This is a genomic window from Paucibacter sp. PLA-PC-4 (genome assembly GCF_026241155.1).
Lineage (GTDB): Bacteria > Pseudomonadota > Gammaproteobacteria > Burkholderiales > Burkholderiaceae_C > Roseateles_E.
On the sequence record NZ_JAPFGP010000037.1, the window covers coordinates 1 to 18098 of the forward strand.

Annotated in this window: 14 protein-coding genes; 10 read left to right on the forward strand and 4 right to left on the reverse strand. The window is 66.4% G+C overall.

Annotated features, from left to right (window positions below; all coding sequences use genetic code 11):
• Positions 1 to 407 precede the first annotated feature (407 nt).
• Entirely contained in the window at positions 408 to 2189 is a 1782-nt protein-coding gene (ptsP, locus tag OOZ63_RS28380; protein WP_266009178.1) for a phosphoenolpyruvate--protein phosphotransferase, read from the reverse strand.
• 110 nt (positions 2190 to 2299) lie between these two features.
• Between ptsP and OOZ63_RS28385 the strand changes: the two genes are divergently transcribed.
• Positions 2300 to 3133: a GNAT family N-acetyltransferase gene (locus OOZ63_RS28385; RefSeq protein WP_266009179.1), complete on the forward strand. Its 834-nt coding sequence runs from the start codon at positions 2300 to 2302 to the stop codon at positions 3131 to 3133.
• Between the two features lie 21 nt (positions 3134 to 3154).
• Here OOZ63_RS28385 and OOZ63_RS28390 read toward each other — a convergent pair whose 3' ends face one another.
• From OOZ63_RS28390 to OOZ63_RS28400, 3 genes are read right to left on the reverse strand one after another with little or no spacing between them, the layout of a single operon-like run.
• Positions 3155 to 3424 (reverse strand): HPr family phosphocarrier protein, encoded by a 270-nt coding sequence (locus OOZ63_RS28390; protein ID WP_266009180.1) that lies wholly within the window; start codon positions 3422 to 3424, stop codon positions 3155 to 3157.
• Positions 3425 to 3429: 5 nt separating this feature from the next.
• Entirely contained in the window at positions 3430 to 3843 is a 414-nt protein-coding gene (locus OOZ63_RS28395) for a PTS sugar transporter subunit IIA (RefSeq protein ID WP_266009181.1), read from the reverse strand.
• Between the two features lie 42 nt (positions 3844 to 3885).
• Positions 3886 to 4371: a hypothetical protein gene (locus OOZ63_RS28400; RefSeq protein WP_266009182.1), complete on the reverse strand. Its 486-nt coding sequence runs from the start codon at positions 4369 to 4371 to the stop codon at positions 3886 to 3888.
• Between the two features lie 38 nt (positions 4372 to 4409).
• Between OOZ63_RS28400 and OOZ63_RS28405 the strand changes: the two genes are divergently transcribed.
• The 9 genes from OOZ63_RS28405 to OOZ63_RS28445 all read left to right on the forward strand — a co-directional run bounded on the left by OOZ63_RS28405 (position 4410) and on the right by OOZ63_RS28445 (position 17931).
• Positions 4410 to 5654 (forward strand): CaiB/BaiF CoA transferase family protein, encoded by a 1245-nt coding sequence (locus OOZ63_RS28405; protein WP_266009183.1) that lies wholly within the window; start codon positions 4410 to 4412, stop codon positions 5652 to 5654.
• Between the two features lie 193 nt (positions 5655 to 5847).
• The gene (locus tag OOZ63_RS28410; protein WP_266009184.1) at positions 5848 to 7005 is read left to right on the forward strand and encodes a hypothetical protein; all 1158 of its coding nucleotides are present in this window, start codon (positions 5848 to 5850) and stop codon (positions 7003 to 7005) included.
• A gap of 36 nt (positions 7006 to 7041) precedes the next feature.
• Positions 7042 to 7551, forward strand: coding sequence for a TlpA disulfide reductase family protein (locus OOZ63_RS28415; protein ID WP_266009185.1), 510 nt, complete (start codon positions 7042 to 7044; stop codon positions 7549 to 7551).
• Between the two features lie 18 nt (positions 7552 to 7569).
• Complete coding sequence (locus OOZ63_RS28420; protein ID WP_266009186.1) at positions 7570 to 8994, forward strand: ATP-binding protein; 1425 nt, start codon at positions 7570 to 7572, stop codon at positions 8992 to 8994.
• Complete coding sequence (locus OOZ63_RS28425; RefSeq protein ID WP_266009187.1) at positions 8981 to 9541, forward strand: hypothetical protein; 561 nt, start codon at positions 8981 to 8983, stop codon at positions 9539 to 9541. The genes OOZ63_RS28420 and OOZ63_RS28425 overlap by 14 nt, the downstream gene beginning before the upstream one ends.
• Positions 9538 to 10905 carry a sigma 54-interacting transcriptional regulator gene (locus OOZ63_RS28430; RefSeq protein WP_266009188.1) on the forward strand — a complete coding sequence of 456 codons (1368 nt, stop codon included), beginning with the start codon at positions 9538 to 9540 and terminating at the stop codon, positions 10903 to 10905. Before OOZ63_RS28425 ends, OOZ63_RS28430 begins: the two co-directional genes overlap by 4 nt.
• Before the next feature lie 158 nt (positions 10906 to 11063).
• Positions 11064 to 12575, forward strand: a complete 1512-nt coding sequence (locus OOZ63_RS28435; RefSeq protein ID WP_266009190.1) for a glucan biosynthesis protein G — start codon at positions 11064 to 11066, stop codon at positions 12573 to 12575.
• Positions 12575 to 14428: a glucans biosynthesis glucosyltransferase MdoH gene (gene mdoH, locus OOZ63_RS28440; protein ID WP_266009192.1), complete on the forward strand. Its 1854-nt coding sequence runs from the start codon at positions 12575 to 12577 to the stop codon at positions 14426 to 14428. The genes OOZ63_RS28435 and mdoH overlap by 1 nt, the downstream gene beginning before the upstream one ends.
• A gap of 263 nt (positions 14429 to 14691) precedes the next feature.
• Positions 14692 to 17931 (forward strand): di-heme oxidoredictase family protein, encoded by a 3240-nt coding sequence (locus tag OOZ63_RS28445; protein WP_266009194.1) that lies wholly within the window; start codon positions 14692 to 14694, stop codon positions 17929 to 17931.
• Positions 17932 to 18098 lie beyond the last annotated feature (167 nt).

Sequence of the window (18098 nt, forward strand, 5' to 3'; positions counted from 1 at the left end):
TGCATAGTTCAAATCTATTTTCCGTGAGCGTTTAAAGTCTAAGAGACTTGATACTCGTCACCGAGCATCAAAACTCACCTTCAAACGCCCACGCTTATCGGCTGTGAATTATTAAAGAACTTCAAACCACTCATCAATCACCACCTGGGTAATCAACTCATCGTCTGGCGCTAATCAGTGATCAGCACAGAAGCGAGATTATGACTTGTTTTCTTCCAACTCGTCAAGTGCTTTCAAACATTTTGTTTTCAGCAATCTTGCTTCCTTCACCGCCCACCCGCCTTGCTTCAGACTTTCGTCTCAAACAAACTTCCTAGCAGCGAAGCCCTCGACTGTAGCACAGGTTTTTTCAGGCTTGCAAGTCTTCGGCGGCAATTTCTTGTGAGGCAAGCACCGACAAGGGTCCGCTACTGCATCAGGTGAGACTGCTTGCTCGCCGTGAAGGCGAGATCTGCAGCGCGCTGCGGGTCTTCGCTGCTGAGCACTTCGGGTAGCGCAGCGGCCAGGCGCGCCGCGTCGGCTCTGAGAATGCGTTGCTTGACCGAGGGAATCTGAGAGGGATGCATCGAAAAATTGCGCAAGCCCATCGCCAGCAGCAGATCGGTGAAGGCAGCGTCACCTGCCATCTCACCACAGACACTGACTGACTTACCGGCCGCTGTCGCCTGCACGATCGAGGTCGAGATCAGTTGCAGCACTGCAGGATGCCAGGGGTCGTAGAGATGGGCCACAGCCTCATCCGCTCGGTCGATGGCAAGCGTGTACTGGATCAGGTCGTTGGTGCCGATGGACACGAAATCCACATGGCGCAGCAGCAGCGGCAGCATGACGGCAGCGGCTGGTATCTCGATCATCACGCCGATATCGACTCGCGTGAACGCCTGACCCGCGTCAGTCAACTGCTGCTGCACCCGTTTGACGGCTTCAAGCACCTGACGAATTTCGCCGAGGTGTGCAACCATCGGAATCAGCAAGCGCAGCTTGCCGAAAGCGCTGGCGCGATAGATGGCGCGCAGTTGCTGCCGAAACATGCTCGGCTCAGCCAAACTCCAGCGGATCGCCCGCAAACCCATTGCCGGATTCAGCACATGCTCATGGCGCAGTTCGCTGTTCGACATGCGATCCAGCGGCTTGTCGGCCCCAATATCGACCGTGCGAATCGTCACCGGCATGCCTCGCATCGCCTCAACCGCCGCGCGATAGGCCTCGAACTGCTCATCCTCGCCGGGCAGTTCGCCCTCTCTATTCATGAACAGAAACTCGCTGCGGAACAGCCCAACGCCGGTGGCGCCCGCCTCGACGGCCGCCGGTGCATCGGCCGGCAACTCGATATTGGCTTGTAGCTCTACACGCTCGCCGTCCAGGGTCACGGCCGGCGTGTGTCGCAGGCGCGCCAGCCGCGCGCGCTCCAACTCGCTCTGGCGCTGCCGGAAACGGTACTCCTCCAGCACGATGGGTGAGGGATCGACGATGACCGCCCCGGCATCGCCGTCGATGATCACCCAATCGTCCTGGCGAATCAGCCGCGAGGCTTCACGTGTGCCGACCACCGCCGGGATGTCCATGCTGCGGGCCACGATGGCGGTGTGCGAGGTCTTCCCACCGATATCGGTGATGAAGCCATGGAACACGCTGCGCTTGAACTGCATCATGTCGGCCGGCGCGATATCGGCCGCCACCAGCAGCAGCGGGTCTTCGCCGGCAAAATCGCGCTGCACGACACTGGCTGCGCCGCCCGCCTTGCCATGCTGGCGCGCCAGCACGCCCAGGATGCGCTCGACCACCTGCTCAAGATCGGCCTTGCGCTCGCGCAGATAGTCATCCTCCATCTCATCGAACTGGCGCGCCAACACCTCGAGCTGGGCCGACAGCGCCCACTCGGCGTTGTAGTGCCGTTCGATGATCCATTGCTTGGTGGCACCGGTCAGTGCTTCATCGTGCATCAGCATCAGATGCACGTCGAGCAAGGCCGCCAGCTCATGCGGTGCATCGTCGGGCAGATCGCGCTTGAGCGTCTCGAGCTCCTGCGCGACTTCGTCGCGCGCGCGCATGCAGCGCTGGATCTCGGTCTCGACGCTGGCCGCGTCGATGAAGTAATGCGCCACATCGACGCGGCTGGATGCCACCAGCACGGCGCGGCCGATCGCCACACCGCGTGAGACAGGAATGCCGAAGACCTGAAAGCTCATGCGTCGACTGTAGCAGCGAGGAAGCCGGTCACGGATTCGTCATTCGATCGTCACCGGCGCGTCACCGCCAGGCCCGAGCATCAGCCCGTCAACCAACGACGAGGCCATCCATGAGGGATCTTCCGCTGCCCACCCTGCCCTTCTCGGATCTGCGCCCGCCCCTGGCGGAACGGAGGTCACTTCCACTGGAGCCTCAAGCTCCTGCACGGGCTCGCCTGGACGTGGCCTGGGCGCGTACGGAAGACGAAGTCCGAGAAGCACAGCGCCTGAGGTACCAGATCTTCGTTGATGAGATGGGGGCCCGGCTGAACCTACCCAAGGGCGCGCCGGCCGGCCACGACATCGACATGTTCGACCCCTTCTGCGAACACCTGCTGGTGCGCACAGTCGAAGCCGACGGCCACCCCGGCCCGGTCATCGGAACCTACCGGGTGCTGACCCCGGCGGCGGCCAAGCGCGCCGGCGGGCTCTACAGTGAGACCGAGTTCGACTTGACCCGTTTGCGCGGACTGCGCTCGCGTATGGTGGAACTGGGCCGTTCCTGTGTGCATCCCGAGCATCGTTCCGGTGGCGCCATCATGGCGCTGTGGGGCGCTTTGGCAGAGTTCATGGTCCGCAATGAACTGGACACGATGATAGGCTGCGCCAGCGTCAGCATGCGCGATGGCGGCCACTATGCTGCAGCGCTGTGGAAGCAGCTGGAGCAAAGCCACCTGGCCGGCATCGAGTGGCAGGTGCGGCCGCGTCTGCCCTTGCCGGTCGACGAGCTGCATCGCAGTGAAACGGTGGCCGACGCGCCGCCACTGATCAAGGGCTACCTGCGTTGTGGCGCCCGCATCCTCGGCGCACCGGCCTGGGATCCGGACTTCAACACCGCCGACCTGCCGATGATGATGCGCATTGCCGACCTGCCGGCGCGCTATCGCCGACATTTTCTCGGCTGATCTGGGCCGAGTTGGAGGGCCTCACTGCCCTTCGCCGAACTTGTCGTTCACCAGCGCGGTGATCGCATCCTGGGCCGCCTGCTCGTCGGGGCCTTCGACCTCCAACTCGACCTGCGACCCCATACCTGCCGCCAGCATCATGACACCCATGATGCTCTTGGCGTTGACGCGGCGGCCATTGCGGCTCATAAACACTTCACATTGGAAGCCGCCTGCCAGTTTGGTCAGCTTGGCCGAGGCGCGGGCATGCAAGCCCAGTTTGTTGCTGATGGTGAGGGTCGATTTGAGCATCGGCACTAGCTAGTCTTGTCGTTGATGGGTTCGGGCGCATGGCCCAGCACAATGCCCTTGGATCCGCCCTCGCTGGCGCGCTCGACCAAGGCGTCGATCGGCTCGGCCGCATAGCAAAGCGACCGCCACAGCATCGGAACATTGACGCCAGCGATCACACGCACATGGCCCTGCACATCCAGCAGCCGCTGGGCCGCATTGCAGGGCGTGGCGCCGAACACATCGGTCAGCACCAGCGAGTCCTCATGTCCGGCCGCAGCCAGGAGCGCGCGCGCCTGGGCCTCCACCGTCTCAACCGACATCTCCGGCGTCACATCCAGCACCGCGAGTTGGGGCGCGCAGTTGGGGAAGGTGTGCTCAGCCACCGCCTTGAGGGCGGAAGCCAGAGGGGAATGGGCAATCAGCAGGAGGCCGGACATAACTCCATTATCAGGGCTTCGCTGGCACGGCTCCGAGCAGGCCTAGATGTCGAGCCTTAAGCCCGTCAGAAATGTCTCCCATGCCGCCTCGTCTGGCTTGGCCGCCAGCATGACCGCCTGATAGACCCACATACCGCGCGCAAACACCGCAATCCGCGCCTGCTGCCGCTCGGCTTGCAGCCCCTGCTGCAAGGCCTGCGGATTGGGCGTCATGCCCTTGACCTGCACCGCCTGGGCCGGCGCCGCACGGGCCTGCAGCCGTGCGGCCAGCGACACGCGCATCTCTTGCAGCGCCGGAGCGACCTGGGCAGGATCGTCGAGCCGGACCCAGGTCAGCGAGAAATTCGCCCCCGCCGCCTTGCACACGGCCAGGCCCATGCGGACTGGCTCGCGCTGTTCGATATCAGGCTTACAGGGGAACAAGGCCAGCACGCCGGCGCCGTCTGGCCGTACCTCGCGCCAGTCCAGGCTCGGGCTGCAGGCGCTCACAATGGCAACCAGGGCAAATAAGGCCGGGACGATTCTCATCGCCCCATTATCCAGAGGTGCTGCCGCACAATGTGCGCATGCAAGCCACCACCTCACTCCCTCCAGGCGCGCTGAATGGCGTCCGCGTGCTCGATCTGTCTCGCGTGCTGGCCGGGCCCTGGTGCACCCAGACCCTGGCCGACCTGGGCGCCGACGTGATCAAGGTCGAACGCCCCGGCAGCGGCGACGACACACGCGCCTGGGGCCCGCCCTATCTGAAGGGCCACGATGGCAAGGACAGCAGCGAGGCCGCCTACTACCTGGGCGCCAACCGCAATAAGCGCTCGATCACAATAGACATCGCCCACCCCGAGGGCCAAGCCTTGATACGTGAGCTGGCCGGCGGCGTGGACGTGGTGGTGGAGAACTTCAAGGTCGGGGATCTGACTCGTTACGGCCTGGACGCGGCCAGCCTGCGCGCCCTCTACCCGCGCCTGGTGTTCTGCTCGATCACCGGCTTCGGTCAGACCGGCCCCTACAAGGACCGCGCCGGCTATGACTATGCGGTGCAGGGCTTGGGCGGGCTGATGAGCGTGACCGGCGAACGCGACGATCTACCTGGCGGCGGGCCGCAGAAGGTGGGCGTCGCTGTGGCCGACCTGTTCACCGGCCTGTATGCGACGGTAGCCATCCTGGCCGCGCTGCGCCATCGCGATGCCACCGGAGAGGGCCAGGTCATCGACATGGCCCTGCTGGACACTCAGCTGGCCATGCTGGCTAATCTGGGCTCCAACTATCTGTGCACCGGCCAGCCCCCAGGCCGTATGGGCAATGCGCATCAGAACATCGTGCCCTACCAGGCCTTCGAGGCCAGCGACGGCCATCTGATCCTGGCCGTCGGTAACGACAGCCAGTTCGCCAAGTTCGCGGAGATCGCCGGCCGTCCAGACTGGGCGAGCGATGCGCGATTCGCAAAAAATGCGGATCGGGTTCGCAACCGCGAGCTACTGGTGCCCGAGATCGCCGCCCTCATTAAGAAGCGCGCCCGCAACAGCTGGCTGGCCGCGCTGGAGGCCGCAAAAGTGCCTTGCGGCGCAATCAACAACCTGGCCGAAGCATTTGCCGACCCGCAGGCCCAGGCTCGCGAGATGACGGTTGCCATGGCTCATCCGCTCAGTGAACAGCTGCGCCTGGTGGCCAGCCCGATGCGCCTGTCGGCCACTCCGATCAGCTATCGCCGGCCGCCGCCGCTGCTGGGAGAGCACAGCCTGGACATCCTGGCCGAGGCTGGGCTGGATGAGCGCCGGATCTCTGCGCTGCGGGGCGCGGGCGTCCTCGGCTGAAACCGACCCCGTCAACGTGAGAAAAGTCTCGAATCGTCGCCAAACAACTGCCAACCTGCGCCAGCTATCCGCGTTTCCCCCGAGACGGGGGATGGACGCTGCTGCGGTGCCCCCGGACCATGGCGACCGCTCCCGGCCGCCGTCCGGGCCCTGAACCAACGCGACTCCGCAGTACTCGCCTTCACCCGCCCTCATGCCCAGCCACACGCCCGCCCCGCCTGCTCCGGGCGCCGCCAATGACGCGGCGCAGGGGCCCAGCCATGCGCAGTGGGCCGAGATCGTGCAGCAACTGGGCGCGGAGATCGCCGGGCCACTGAGCGCCGCGCTGGAGCGCATCCAAAACCTGGTGGCCACCGGCCAGATCGATCGCCAGGGCCTGCGCTCGCTGCGCGAGAGCGTGGCCCAGGCCCGCGAGGCCGGCATGATGGGACAGCAACTGGCCCGGCTGGCCTCGGGGCGGCTGCGGCTGTCTCGTGAGCGCCTGCAACTGGCCCCGCTGCTGCGCAGCGTGCTGGCCCATCGCAGCCGAGAGACCCAGACACGCGGCATACAGGTGCGCCAGGTGCTCAAGCCGGTCGAGGTGATGGCAGACGGCTCGCTGATGTTCGCGCTGCTCAATGCCTTGATGGACTGGGCACTGGCCAGCACGCATTCGTCGATCGACCTCAAACTCGACCTAACACCCTGGCCGGCCAAGGCCCGCCTGGTCTGTCGCTTTGCCCATCGTTCGCTCGACCTGCTCGACGAGCAGCGCAACGCCGAGCTGCCGCCGGTGCTGAACTCGCTGGCCTGGCGCCTGGTCGAGCAGACCGCGCTGACCCTGGGCGTGCTGCCGCTGCGCGAGGACGCCAGCGGCATTACAGTGCTGACGCTGGAGTTCCCCCAAACGGTCGGCGACGAGCCCGGCACTGTGGTGTTGGAACCGCTGGTCGAGCCGGCGCGCGGCGCAGACGCGCAACAACCCTCGCTCAACTCTAAGCCGCTGGCTGGCTGCCATCTGCTGATCGTCTCGCCGCGACGCGAGCTGCGCGCCCAGCTGCAGGACGCGGTCCGGCATATGGGCCTAATCGTTGACCTGGTCAACAGCATCGACGAGGCCACGCAATTCTGCCTTGAGGGCCTGCCCCATGGCCTGGTCTTCGAAAGCGGCCTGCGCGGCGCGGCCTTTGATCAGCTGCGCGCCGAGCTGCTGCGCGAGGTGCCTCAGTTCAGCTTCATCGAAGTGCTGGACGGCGAGCACCTGACTCAGCTCTCCACCGCCACCGCCGACGGCATGGCCCGCATCTCGCGCCAGCACCTGGCCGATGCGCTACCCTCGGTGCTCCTGTTCGAATTGTCCAAGACCCTCTGACGGCGCCCGCAGCGGCGCTGCACTAAACTGCGGCGCATGAAGCTGCCTCGATTCCTCGCCCCTGCTGTGCTGCTGGCCGCCCTGGCCGGTGGTGGTTTGCTGGCCTACCAGAGCCTGCTGCAGCGCGAGACCGCGCCGGCGCTCAGCTACGTGCTGCTGGACGGCGCCAAGGTCGAGACCAGTCAGTGGCAGGGCAAGGTGATGCTGGTGAATTTCTGGGCCACCAGCTGCACCACCTGCGTGGCCGAGATGCCCGAGATCGTCGCGACGCACCAGAAGTTCAAGACACGCGGCTTCGATACGCTGGCCGTCGCAATGAGCTACGACCCGCCGGCCTTCGTCGCCAACTTCGCGCAGAGCCGCCAGCTGCCTTTCGGCGTCGCAATAGACAACACCGGCGAGATCGCCAAGCAGTTCGGCCGCGTACAGCTCACGCCCACCACCTTGCTGATCAACAAGCGCGGCGAGATCGTCAAGCGTTATGTTGGCGCGCCCGATTTCGCCGCCCTGCACAAGTTGGTAGAACAGCTGCTGGCCGAAGCCTGAGCTGGGCGGCACCGCCGCATGTCCCACCGCCTGTATCGCGCCTCCTTCCGGCAACTGCTGCTGCTGGGCTTTCTGCTGATCGCCGGCCTGCTGGCCGCCGCTTCACTGGGCGGCCTGTTCACCTTGGAGCGGCTGACCGTGCAAAGCCGCAGCGCCGCCGAACGTGCGGTACAGCTGAGCAGTGCCGTGCAGCAGCTGGGCGAGCGCAGCGTCGCGATGGAGCGGGCCGCCCGCCAGTTCCTGGTGCTGGAAGATCCGCTGCTGCGCCGGCGTTTCAACGAGGCGGCCAGCGATGCCGAAACCGTGCTGCAAGCCCTGCAGGGCCAGCGGCTAATTCCCGAACAGGCCCAGGCCTGGCGGGCCCAGCTCGATTTGATCCGCCGCCAGCTCGATGTCGCCTGGCGCAGCCGCAAGCGTGAGCAGGATCTGACGACGCAGTTTCGCGAACTTGAAGCGCAGACCGTAGCAATCGCCGAGCAGGTGCGCCGGCACACCGAAGCGCGCAACCGCAGCCTGCAGGAGCAGTTGGAGCAGGGCCGCGTCCGGCTGGGCCAGCAAGTGCTGGGAGCAATCGCACTGGCAGCGCTGCTGTCGCTGACCTTCGGCTTCTGGCTGACCCGGCCTTTGCGCCGACTGGAGCAGGCTATCGTCGGCCTCGGCGAGAACCGGCTCAGCGAGGCCATCAGCATCCAGGGACCGAGCGACTTGCGCTCGCTGGGCCAGCGCCTGGATTGGCTGCGCCTGCGACTGGGCGAACTGGATGCCGACAAGGCACGCTTTCTGCGCCATATCTCGCACGAGTTGAAGACGCCGCTGGCGGCGCTGCGCGAAGGCGTGTCGCTGCTGGAAGACGGCGTCACCGGCAGCCTGAGCCCGGACCAGCGTGAAGTCGCCCGCATCCTGCGCGACAACACAGCCACCTTGCAGCAGCAGATCGAGGCCTTGCTGCGCTTTAACGCCGCGGCCTTCGAGGCTGGCCGACTGCAACGCCGCCGCACCGAGCTCGGCGCTCTGATCCAGGCCCTGGTCGAAGCCCAGCGCCTGCAATGGCAGGCACGGCAATTGCTCATTGAGATCGACGGCGGTCCGCTGGAGGCCGAGGTGGACCCGGACAAGCTGGGCACGGCCCTGGGCAATCTGCTGTCCAATGCGATTCGCTTCAGCCCGCCGGGTCGGGGCATTCGTTTCCATTTGTCGCAACAAGCCGGCCAGGTCTGCATCGACATTACCGACCAGGGCCCGGGCGTGGCCCCCGCTGACCGTGCCCGGGTGTTTGAGCCCTTCTACCGTGGAGAGCGCCAGCCCGACGATGCCTTGCGTGGCAGCGGGGTGGGTCTTTCCATCGTGCAGGAATACATTGGCGCCCATGGCGGGCAGATCACGCTGCTGCCCACCGAGCCTGGCGCCCATTTCAGAATCACGCTACCGCATGCCAGTCCCTGACATCCGACTCCTGTCCGCCCTCGCCGTGAGCCTGCTGCTGAGCGCTTGCGCCCAGCCGAAGCCAGAGATCCGAGAGGTGCGCATCGAGGTGCCGGTGCCGACACCCGAGGTCTTGCCCGCCGACGCGGCCGCTCGGCAACTGCTGAGCCATCACGAGCGCCTGATGAAGCTGAGCCCGGCGGAGCTGGCTCATGAAGTCGCGCCCCGGGATGACGGCAAGCTCACACCGGCCGCTGCGACCCAGTTAGCTCTGGCCTTGACCCTGCATCGCAGCAATGGCGATCTGGCGCGCGCGCAAGCTCTGCTCGACCAGGTACAACGCGACACTACATTGGAGGCCCAGGCCTGGCTATCGCTGGTGAGGCTGCTGCAGGGCCGCCTAGCCGAGCAGCGCCGGCTCGAAGAGCACATCGACAAGCTCAACCAGCAGGCCCGCGACAGCCAGCGCGACAACCAGCGCCGGCTCGACCAGCTCAACGAAAAGCTCGAAGCGCTCAAGGCCATCGAACGCAGCCTCAACACAAGGCCGGCGGCCACCAAGCCATGAATCACGGCGCCCGCCTGCTACTCGTCGATGATGACGCCGACCTCTTGAAGCTGCTGTCGATGCGATTGAGCGCCGCCGGCTACCAGGTCACGGCGGTGGGCAGCGCCGAGGCCGCACTGGCCCAGATCGCGGTGCAACGCCCGCATCTGGTGCTCAGCGATGTGCAGCTACCGGGCAAGGACGGCCTGGCCCTGTTCGACGCGATCCGCGAACGCCATCCGGCGCTGCCGGTAATACTGCTGACGGCCCACGGCACCATCCCCGACGCGGTCGAGGCCACCGCGCGCGGCGTCTACACCTATCTGACCAAACCCTTCGACGGAAGGGCGCTGCTGGACACCATCGCCCAGGCGCTGGCGCTGGCCGCGCCCGAGGTCAACGCGCCCGAGCAGGATAGCGCCGCCTGGCGGGCCCCCATCGTCAGCCGCTCCAATGTAATGGCCGAGCTGCTGTCCGAGGCTAAGCTGGTGGCGGCGTCGCAGGCCAGCATCTTGATACGCGGCGAAAGCGGCAGCGGCAAGGAGCTGCTGGCCCGCGCCATCCACAACGCCAGCCCGCGCAGTGCACGCCCCTTTGTCGCGGTCAATTGCGGAGCGATCCCTGAGCCGTTGCTAGAGTCTGAGCTGTTCGGCCACGTCAAGGGAGCCTTCACCGGCGCGGTGGCGAATCACCGCGGCCTGTTCCAGACGGCCCATGGCGGCACGCTTTTCCTCGACGAGATCGGCGACATGCCGCTACCGCTACAGGTGAAGCTGTTGCGCGTGCTGCAGGAGCGGCTGGTACGGCCGGTCGGCGCCAGTGAGGCAATCCCGGTTGATGTGCGCATTCTGTCTGCCACGCACCGCGACCTGGACGCGGCGATGGCCGAGGGTCAGTTCCGCGAGGATCTGTACTACCGGCTCAACGTCGTCACGCTGGGGCTGCCGACCCTGGCCGAGCGGCGCGAGGACATTCCGCTGCTAGCCCAGCACTTTCTGAGCAAGCTGGCTGACAAATACGACAAGCGCTTGAACGGCTTCGCGCCCGAGGCGCTGAAGGCGCTCAGCACCGCCGCCTGGCCTGGCAATGTGCGCCAGCTGCACAACGTCGTCGAGCAGGTCAGCGCCCTGGCCACAACGCCGCTGATCCCATTGTCGCTGGTGCAGCGGGCCTTGCGCGTGCCCAGTATGGAGGTGTTGAACTATGCCCAGGCACGCCAGCGCTTCGAGCATGAGTACCTGGTCGGCCTGCTGAAGCTCACCGACGGCAACGTGGCCGATGCCGCCCGCCTGGCCGACCGCAACCGCACCGAGTTCTACCGCCTGCTGCAAAAGCATGGGCTGACACCCGGCCTGTTCCGCACGGATGGCCCGGTCGCTGAATAGCGACAGCTGTTATCCCTTGTGAATCAACCACTTAGAAAACAGCTCCCGGAGCTTGTCGCCACCCGGCGACACATCAGCCACCCAATTGTGGGCAAGAAAAACTAAGTTGTTGATTTAAAAGGGTTTTTTCTTGGTACGGGTCTTGCAAATAGACCCGTATGCGAATTTCATTTTCCCTTCGTCGCGCACTGAGCCTGTCGGCCTTGCTGACCCTGGGTTCGGCCCAGGCTTTCGACTTCGAGGACGTCGCGGCCCAAGCGAAACAGCAGGCGCTCAAGCCATACCAGGCGCCGGCCGACACGCTGCCCAGGGAGCTGAGGACACTCAGCTACGACCAGATCCGCGATATCCGTTTCAAGCCCGACCGCGCGCTGTGGCGCGGCGAGAAGCTGCCCTTCGAGCTGGCCTTCTTCCATCTGGGCAAGTTCCAAACGCAGCCGGTGCGGATCAATGAAGTCACACCCCAGGGTGCTCGCCGAGTCAACTTCAAGCGCGAGGACTTTGACTACGGCAAGAACAAGCTCTCGTTCCAGGGTTGGGGCGATCTGGGCTTTGCCGGCTTTCGCGCCCACTACGCGCTGAACAATCCGCAGTACAAGGACGAGCTGGTGGTCTTCCTGGGCGCCAGCTATCTGCGCGCACTCGGTGCAGGCCAGCACTACGGTCTGTCAGCACGTGGTCTGGCCATCGACACGGTCGGAGGCAAGGGGGAGGAGTTCCCGCGCTTCACCGAGTTCTGGATCGAGCGGCCGAGATCGGACGCGACGTCGCTGACGGTCTATGCGCTGCTCGACTCGCCGCGCGCCAGCGGCGCCTACAAGTTCACGATACACCCTGGCGGCAACACCGTCATGGATGTGCGAAGCCGTTTGTTTCTGCGCGGCCCGGTCGCGACCTTGGCGCTGGCGCCGCTGACCAGCATGTATATGTTCGGCGAGAACCAGCCACACCGGACCGACTTCCGCCCCGAGGTGCACGACTCCGACGGGCTGATGGTCGCGACGGCCGAAGGCGAATGGATCTGGCGCCCGCTGATCAACCCGGCCGGCACGCTAACCACCTCGTTCGCGATGAAGGGCTTGCGCGGATTCGGACTGATGCAGCGCGACCGTGCCTTCAGCAGCTACGAGGACACCGAGGCCCGCTACGAGCAGCGGCCTAGCGCCTGGGTCGAGCCGATCGGCGACTGGGGGACTGGCCGCGTCGAGCTGATGCTGCTGAACACGCCAGACGAGACCAATGACAACGTGGTCGCCTACTGGGTGCCCGAGAAGACGCCGGCCCCCGGCCAGCCGCTGGACTTCAGCTACCGCCTGCATATGCAGGGCGAAGCCCAGCAGCGCCCGCCCGGTGCCTGGGCAACTCAGAGCCGCGCAGGCCGCGGCTTCGCTGAGCTGGCCGCCAACGAGCAGCAGTTCATCGTCGATTTCCAGGGCCCATCGCTGAGCAAGCTGCCGCCCGACGCGGCCGTCAAGGCAGTGATCAGCAGCGATGCCAACGGCCGCATCGCGGAGAGCAACGCCTACCGTAACCCGGTCACCGGCGCCTGGCGCATGACCGTGCGCGTCCAACAACTCCGCCCCACGCAAGCCACCGAGCTGCGCGGCTTTCTGCAACACGATGACAACGTACTGACGGAAACATGGAGCACCATCCTTCCCCCCCGCTGATGAACAGCCGCCTGCTGCCGCTGAGCCAGACCGCGCCGCCCATGCTGCGCGGCTCGATGGCCCCCCGTCCTTGGGGACAGCCCCAGCCAGCCACCGATGTGCCCGTGACGCTGGCCGCACCCTGGGAAAAAGCCGCGCAGCGCCGGCGCCGCGCGCTGATGTTCAGCGTCCTCGTGGCCACCGCACTGGCGACCACGGTGCTAGCCCGTTCGCAACCGGCGCTGGCCGAGTCCGGCTGGCACTGGCTGCATATGGGTCTGTTTGCCCTATTGTTCGCGTGGGTCAGCGCCGGCTGTGTGACCGCAGTAATGGGCTTCTGGGTGACCTTGCATGGTGATCCGCATGCCATGTCACGCCAGGGCACAGGTTTGCAGCCCATCTCGGCCGACGCGAAGACCGCACTGATCATGCCGATCTGCAACGAAAACGTCACCACCGTGGTCGCCGGCCTGCGTGCCACCTGCGAATCGCTCGCGGCTTCTGGCGCGCTGCGCCTGTTCGACGTCTTCCTGCTGTCCGACAGCAGTGACCCAGCCGTGCGCGCCGAGGAGCAGCGGGCCTGGAACCAGCTGCGCGAGCGCTTCGCCGGCCAGGGCCGCATCCACTACCGCTGGCGCGCCCGCCGCACCAAGAAGAAGGCCGGCAATGTGGCCGACTTCTGCCGCCGCTGGGGCCGGCTGTACCGCTACATGGTGGTGCTGGACGCCGACAGTGTGATGAGCGGCGACTGCCTGTTGAGCCTGGTACGCCTGATGGAGGCTCACCCGAAAGCCGGCATCATGCAGGCCGCCCCGCAGGCCTGCGGCCATGACACGCTGCACGCCCGCGCCCAGCAGTTCGCCGGCCGCGTAACCGGCCGCTTGTTCACCGCCGGCATGCAGTACTGGCAGCTCGGCGAGGCACATTATTGGGGCCACAACGCCATCATCCGCGTCGAGCCCTTCATGAAGCACTGCGGCCTCGCGCCGCTGAACGGTCAGCCGGTGATGTCGCACGACTTCGTCGAGGCCGCGCTGATGCGCCGCGCCGGCTATCACGTCTGGCTGGTACACGATTTGCAAGGCAGCTACGAACAGCAACCGCCCCATCTGCTGGCCGAGCTGCAGCGCGACCGCCGCTGGTGCGGCGGCAATCTGCAAAATGCCCGCCTGATCAACGAGCCCGGCCTGCACAGCGTGCACCGGGCCATGCTGCTGACCGGCGCGATGGCCTATGCCTCGGCGCCGCTGTGGCTGCTCTATGTGGGCCTGGGTGCGGTGCTGTGGATGAATGGCGGCAATGACGGCTTTGTGCCGCCGGGTGGATTCGGCATCGGCGTGCTGGGTCTGTGGACCGGCACGATCGCGATGTTGGTAATGCCACGCGTGCTGGGCGTGCTGGCTGTTCTGCTGAAGGGCGAGCAGGCGCAGTTCGGCGGCTCGGCCGCGCTGCTTGGCAGCACGCTGGTCGAGGCCGGCATGTCGGTACTGCAGGCGCCGCTGCGGATGGCCGCCCACACCGTCTTCGTGATCGGCGCCTTGACCGGCCTGAAGCTGGAATGGAAATCGCCCCCGCGCGAGGCCAGTGATGTCAGCTGGCGCGAGGCCGCCGCGAGCTTCGCGCTACCAGGCACCGCGGTGCTGGGGCTATGCGCGCTGCTGGCCGCGCTGCAGCCGAGCACCCTACTTTGGATCGCGCCGATGGCGCTGCCGCTGCTGCTGGCCGTGCCGATCACGGTATTCAGCAGCCGGGCCAAGCTTGGTACGCGCTTGCGCAAGGCCTCCCTGTTGCTGATCCCGGAGGAGACACGCGCGCCCACCGTGCTGCGGCGGGCGTGGACCTATGCGCAGCTGGCGCACCCGCAGCCAGCCTGAGCCAGGCCGGCGACGGCAGCCCTGCTTATCCGGGGCCGAGTGCGCACTCGGCCCCGGCGATCAGCGGCTGCGTCGCCGACGCCGCAGCCGCTGATCGCCTGACACCGTGTTTTACCGGACGCACACAGAACTCACCAGCGCTTACGACTACGACAACCTGTCACCGCCCTGCGCCGCAAGAATGCGTACATCTCGCCCCCCCCCCCCGATTCAGGGGGGGCCGCGAGTCAAGACGCCACAACAAGCGCCCAGGAGGGAAATCCATGCGCAGTGCAGCGACCGCGACCATCCCCGCCGCCCGCCACTCGCGGCGGCAATGCGCCCTACTCTGGGCCTCACCTCTGCTCGCCGGCATGCTCGCGGCCTGTGGAGGCGGCGCAGGCTCCGACGCCAGCAGCCAGTCCAGTGCTGCTGTCGCAGCCGACGCACCGCGCGCACGCGTGATGGCCGCCGGCACCGAGGCGGAGGTGGTGCTGCGGCCGGTCTCCGCTGTTGCCAGTTCGATGGAGCGTGGCGATCTGGGTGCCGACAAGGCCATCGACGGCGATGTCGGCACGCGCTGGAGCAGCGCCTTCGCCGACCCGCAGTACCTGACCCTGGACTACGGTCAGGTCGTGAGCATCACCCGCGTGCAGATCCAGTGGGAGAACGCTCACGCGCGCAAGTACGAGGTGCAGGTGTCAGAGGACGGCGGCAGCTGGACCACGCTGCGCAGCGTCGGCGACAGCGCCGGCGGCGTCGAAAACTTCGAGGGCTTGAACGGCCGCGGTCGCTACCTGCGCATGCAGGGCGTGCAGCGGGCGGGCCAGTACGGCTACTCGATCTTCGAGATCCAGGCCTACAGCGGTGGTGCATCGCCCGAGCTGCCGCCGGCCGAGCCAGAACCCGTGCCCGCGCCGGACCCCGGCCAGCCGAGCATGCTGCTCAAGCCGGTCGAGGCTACCGCCTCGGCCAGCGAGAACGGTGACCTGGCACCCGCCAAGGCGATCGATGGCAACCGCAGCTCGCGCTGGGCCAGCAACAGCGAGGACCAAGCCTGGATTCAGTTCGACCTGGGCAGCAAGAAGGCCATCGGTTCGCTCAAGCTGGTCTGGGAAAATGCCTACGGCAAGGAATACCAATTACTGGTCTCCGACAACGGCCAGGACTGGGCGCTGCTGCGCCATGTCGCGGCCGGCAAGGGCGGCACCGAGGAGTTCCTGAACCTGGGTGTCAGCGCCCGTCATCTGAAGCTGCAGGGCGTCAAACGCGCGACCCAGTACGGCTACTCGCTGTTCGAGGTCGAGATCCGCTCGCATGGCTCGGACAACAGCCTGCCTCTGCTGGCCACCTCGCCCTATCCGTTGCCGAGGGCCGGCGCCACGCCGCAACCGCTCTTCCAGGCCCAGGCGCCGCTGGAAACGCTGCAGTTCACGCTACCCGATGGCACCCTGGTGACGCGCTTCGGCGCCCGCGCGATGGGCCGCCATGGCCGCGAGCGCGGCGAGGAATGGAACGAGGCCGGTTACGGCCCCAACGAGACCGTTGACCCCGTCACCGGCGCGCCGGTGGACAAGGGTCCCGGGGCCTACCTGCCTTTCGTGCCACAGTACTTTAAGAACCGCACCTGGGGCATGGAGATCATCGACAACAGCCGCGTGGCCGGCGTCGCCAAACCTTCGCTTGTGGTCAATCAGTACAGCCAGGTCGACTTCCTTCCTGGCGGCGTCGCCTTTTTCCGCGCCTTCGACCGTGTCGGCGTCACCGGCTACGGCTGGATGGCGCCGGGCGAACTCCAGGACCGCAATGTCGCGCTGTGCAAGCCGCAAGCCATCCCGGCCGCCGGCGCGCTGAGCGCCCCGGGCGGCATTAACGGCGCGTGCACTCTGGTGGTCAAGAACTATCCGGGCTACAACGGCATCGGCGCCGACGGCCTGCCGAACGGTAAGTACGTGCCCGGCCGCGCGCTGGTACGAGGCGACGTGATCGAAGTCGCACCGTCGATGTTCACCACACGCGAATCGCTGGACGCTCAGCGCGACAACGGTGGCGTGCGCTACTACTCGGGCGAGTGGGTCTACGTGGTCGGGCAGGGCCTGGCCCCCTGGTACGGCGTGCAGCCGCGCCTGAACTCGGTGCCGCTGCCGACCGAGACGCTGTCCGGCGGCGTCGGCTCCGTGTCCTACAACTACTCGGACAACGGCTCCAATATGTTCCAGCAGCCGCCCAACCATGTGGGCATGCAGAACATGCAGCGCTTCGTCGAGGGCCGGCGCCTGATTCACAGTAGCTTCGTCACCGGCGAGCACTCCGAGCCGGGCAACGACCGCCACATCGCCGTGGCGGGCCTGGTCGGCGCGCAGTTCAATCAGTCGGCCTGCGTGCAGTGTCACACCAACAACGGGCGCAGCCCGGCGCCCGCGCAGCTCAACCAGCGCTTGGACACCATGTCCATCCGTACCGGCGTGCTCGATGCCGACGGACGCCAGCGCCCCCACCCACGCTATGGCGCCGCGGTGCAGATGAACGCCGTCGCGGCCAACGGTGCGCCGCAGGATTGGGGCCATGGCGTGCGCATCGCCGGCTTCGAGAGCCGCAGCGTCAAGCTGGCCGACGGCACGACCATCGAGCTGCGCAAGCCGCGCCTGGCTTTTGACGGCCCGGTGCCGGAGCTTTACTCGCTGCGTAGCGCGCAGCCGATGATCGGCGTCGGCCTGTTGGAGGCCGTGTCCGAGGCCGATATCCTGGCCCGCGTGCGCACGACGCCGGACGAGGACGGCGTGATGGGCCGCGCGAACTTTGTGCTCGACCCCGAGACAGGCGAGACGCGCCTGGGTCGCTTCGGCTGGAAGGCCTCCAAGGCCAGCTTGCGCCACCAGGTGGCTGCGGCGCTCCTGCAGGACATGTCGGTCACCTCGCCGATCTACCCCAGCCGCCAATGCCATGCCGACCCGGCCGGCTGCCACACGGCGCCCAGTCAGACCGGCATCGCCGAGTCCGACCTGACCGCGCTGACCCGCTACATGGCCTTGGTGGCCGTGCCGGCGCAGCGCAGCCTCGCCAGCGGCTTCCCCAAGGGCGTGGCGCCGATCGATGAGCACCGCGTCGACCCAGCCCACGTGCAACTCGGCCAGCGCCTGTTCGAGGCGATGCGCTGCGCGGCCTGCCACACGCCGACGCACAAGACCGGCAAGACCCACCCCTTCGCCGAACTGCGCGAGCAGACCATCCGCCCCTACACCGACCTGCTGCTGCACGATATGGGTCCGGAGCTGGCCGACAAGCTGGCCGAGGGCACGGCCGGCGGCGCGCTTTGGCGCACCCCGGCGCTGTGGGGCATTGGCTACACAGCCAAGGTGCAGGGCGGCGAGTCCAAGGTCGGCTACCTGCACGATGGCCGCGCCCGCACGCTGACCGAGGCGATCCTGTGGCACGGCGGCGAGGGCGATCGCGCTCGCCAGCGCTTTGAGAAGCTGTCTGCCGCAGATCGCGAAGCGGTGCTCGCTTTCTTGCGCTCGCTCTGAGCCCCGATCCTGCGACTGGCTCAAAAAAACGGCGACCCGTGCAGTCCGTGTCAATACTCTGACGCTAAGCTGAAGGCCTGAAGACAATGCCCTGCAACGCAAGTTGCAGGGCATTGTTCTTATGGGCTACGTGCAAGGACAGAGTCGAGACCAGGGCAGCCTGTTTC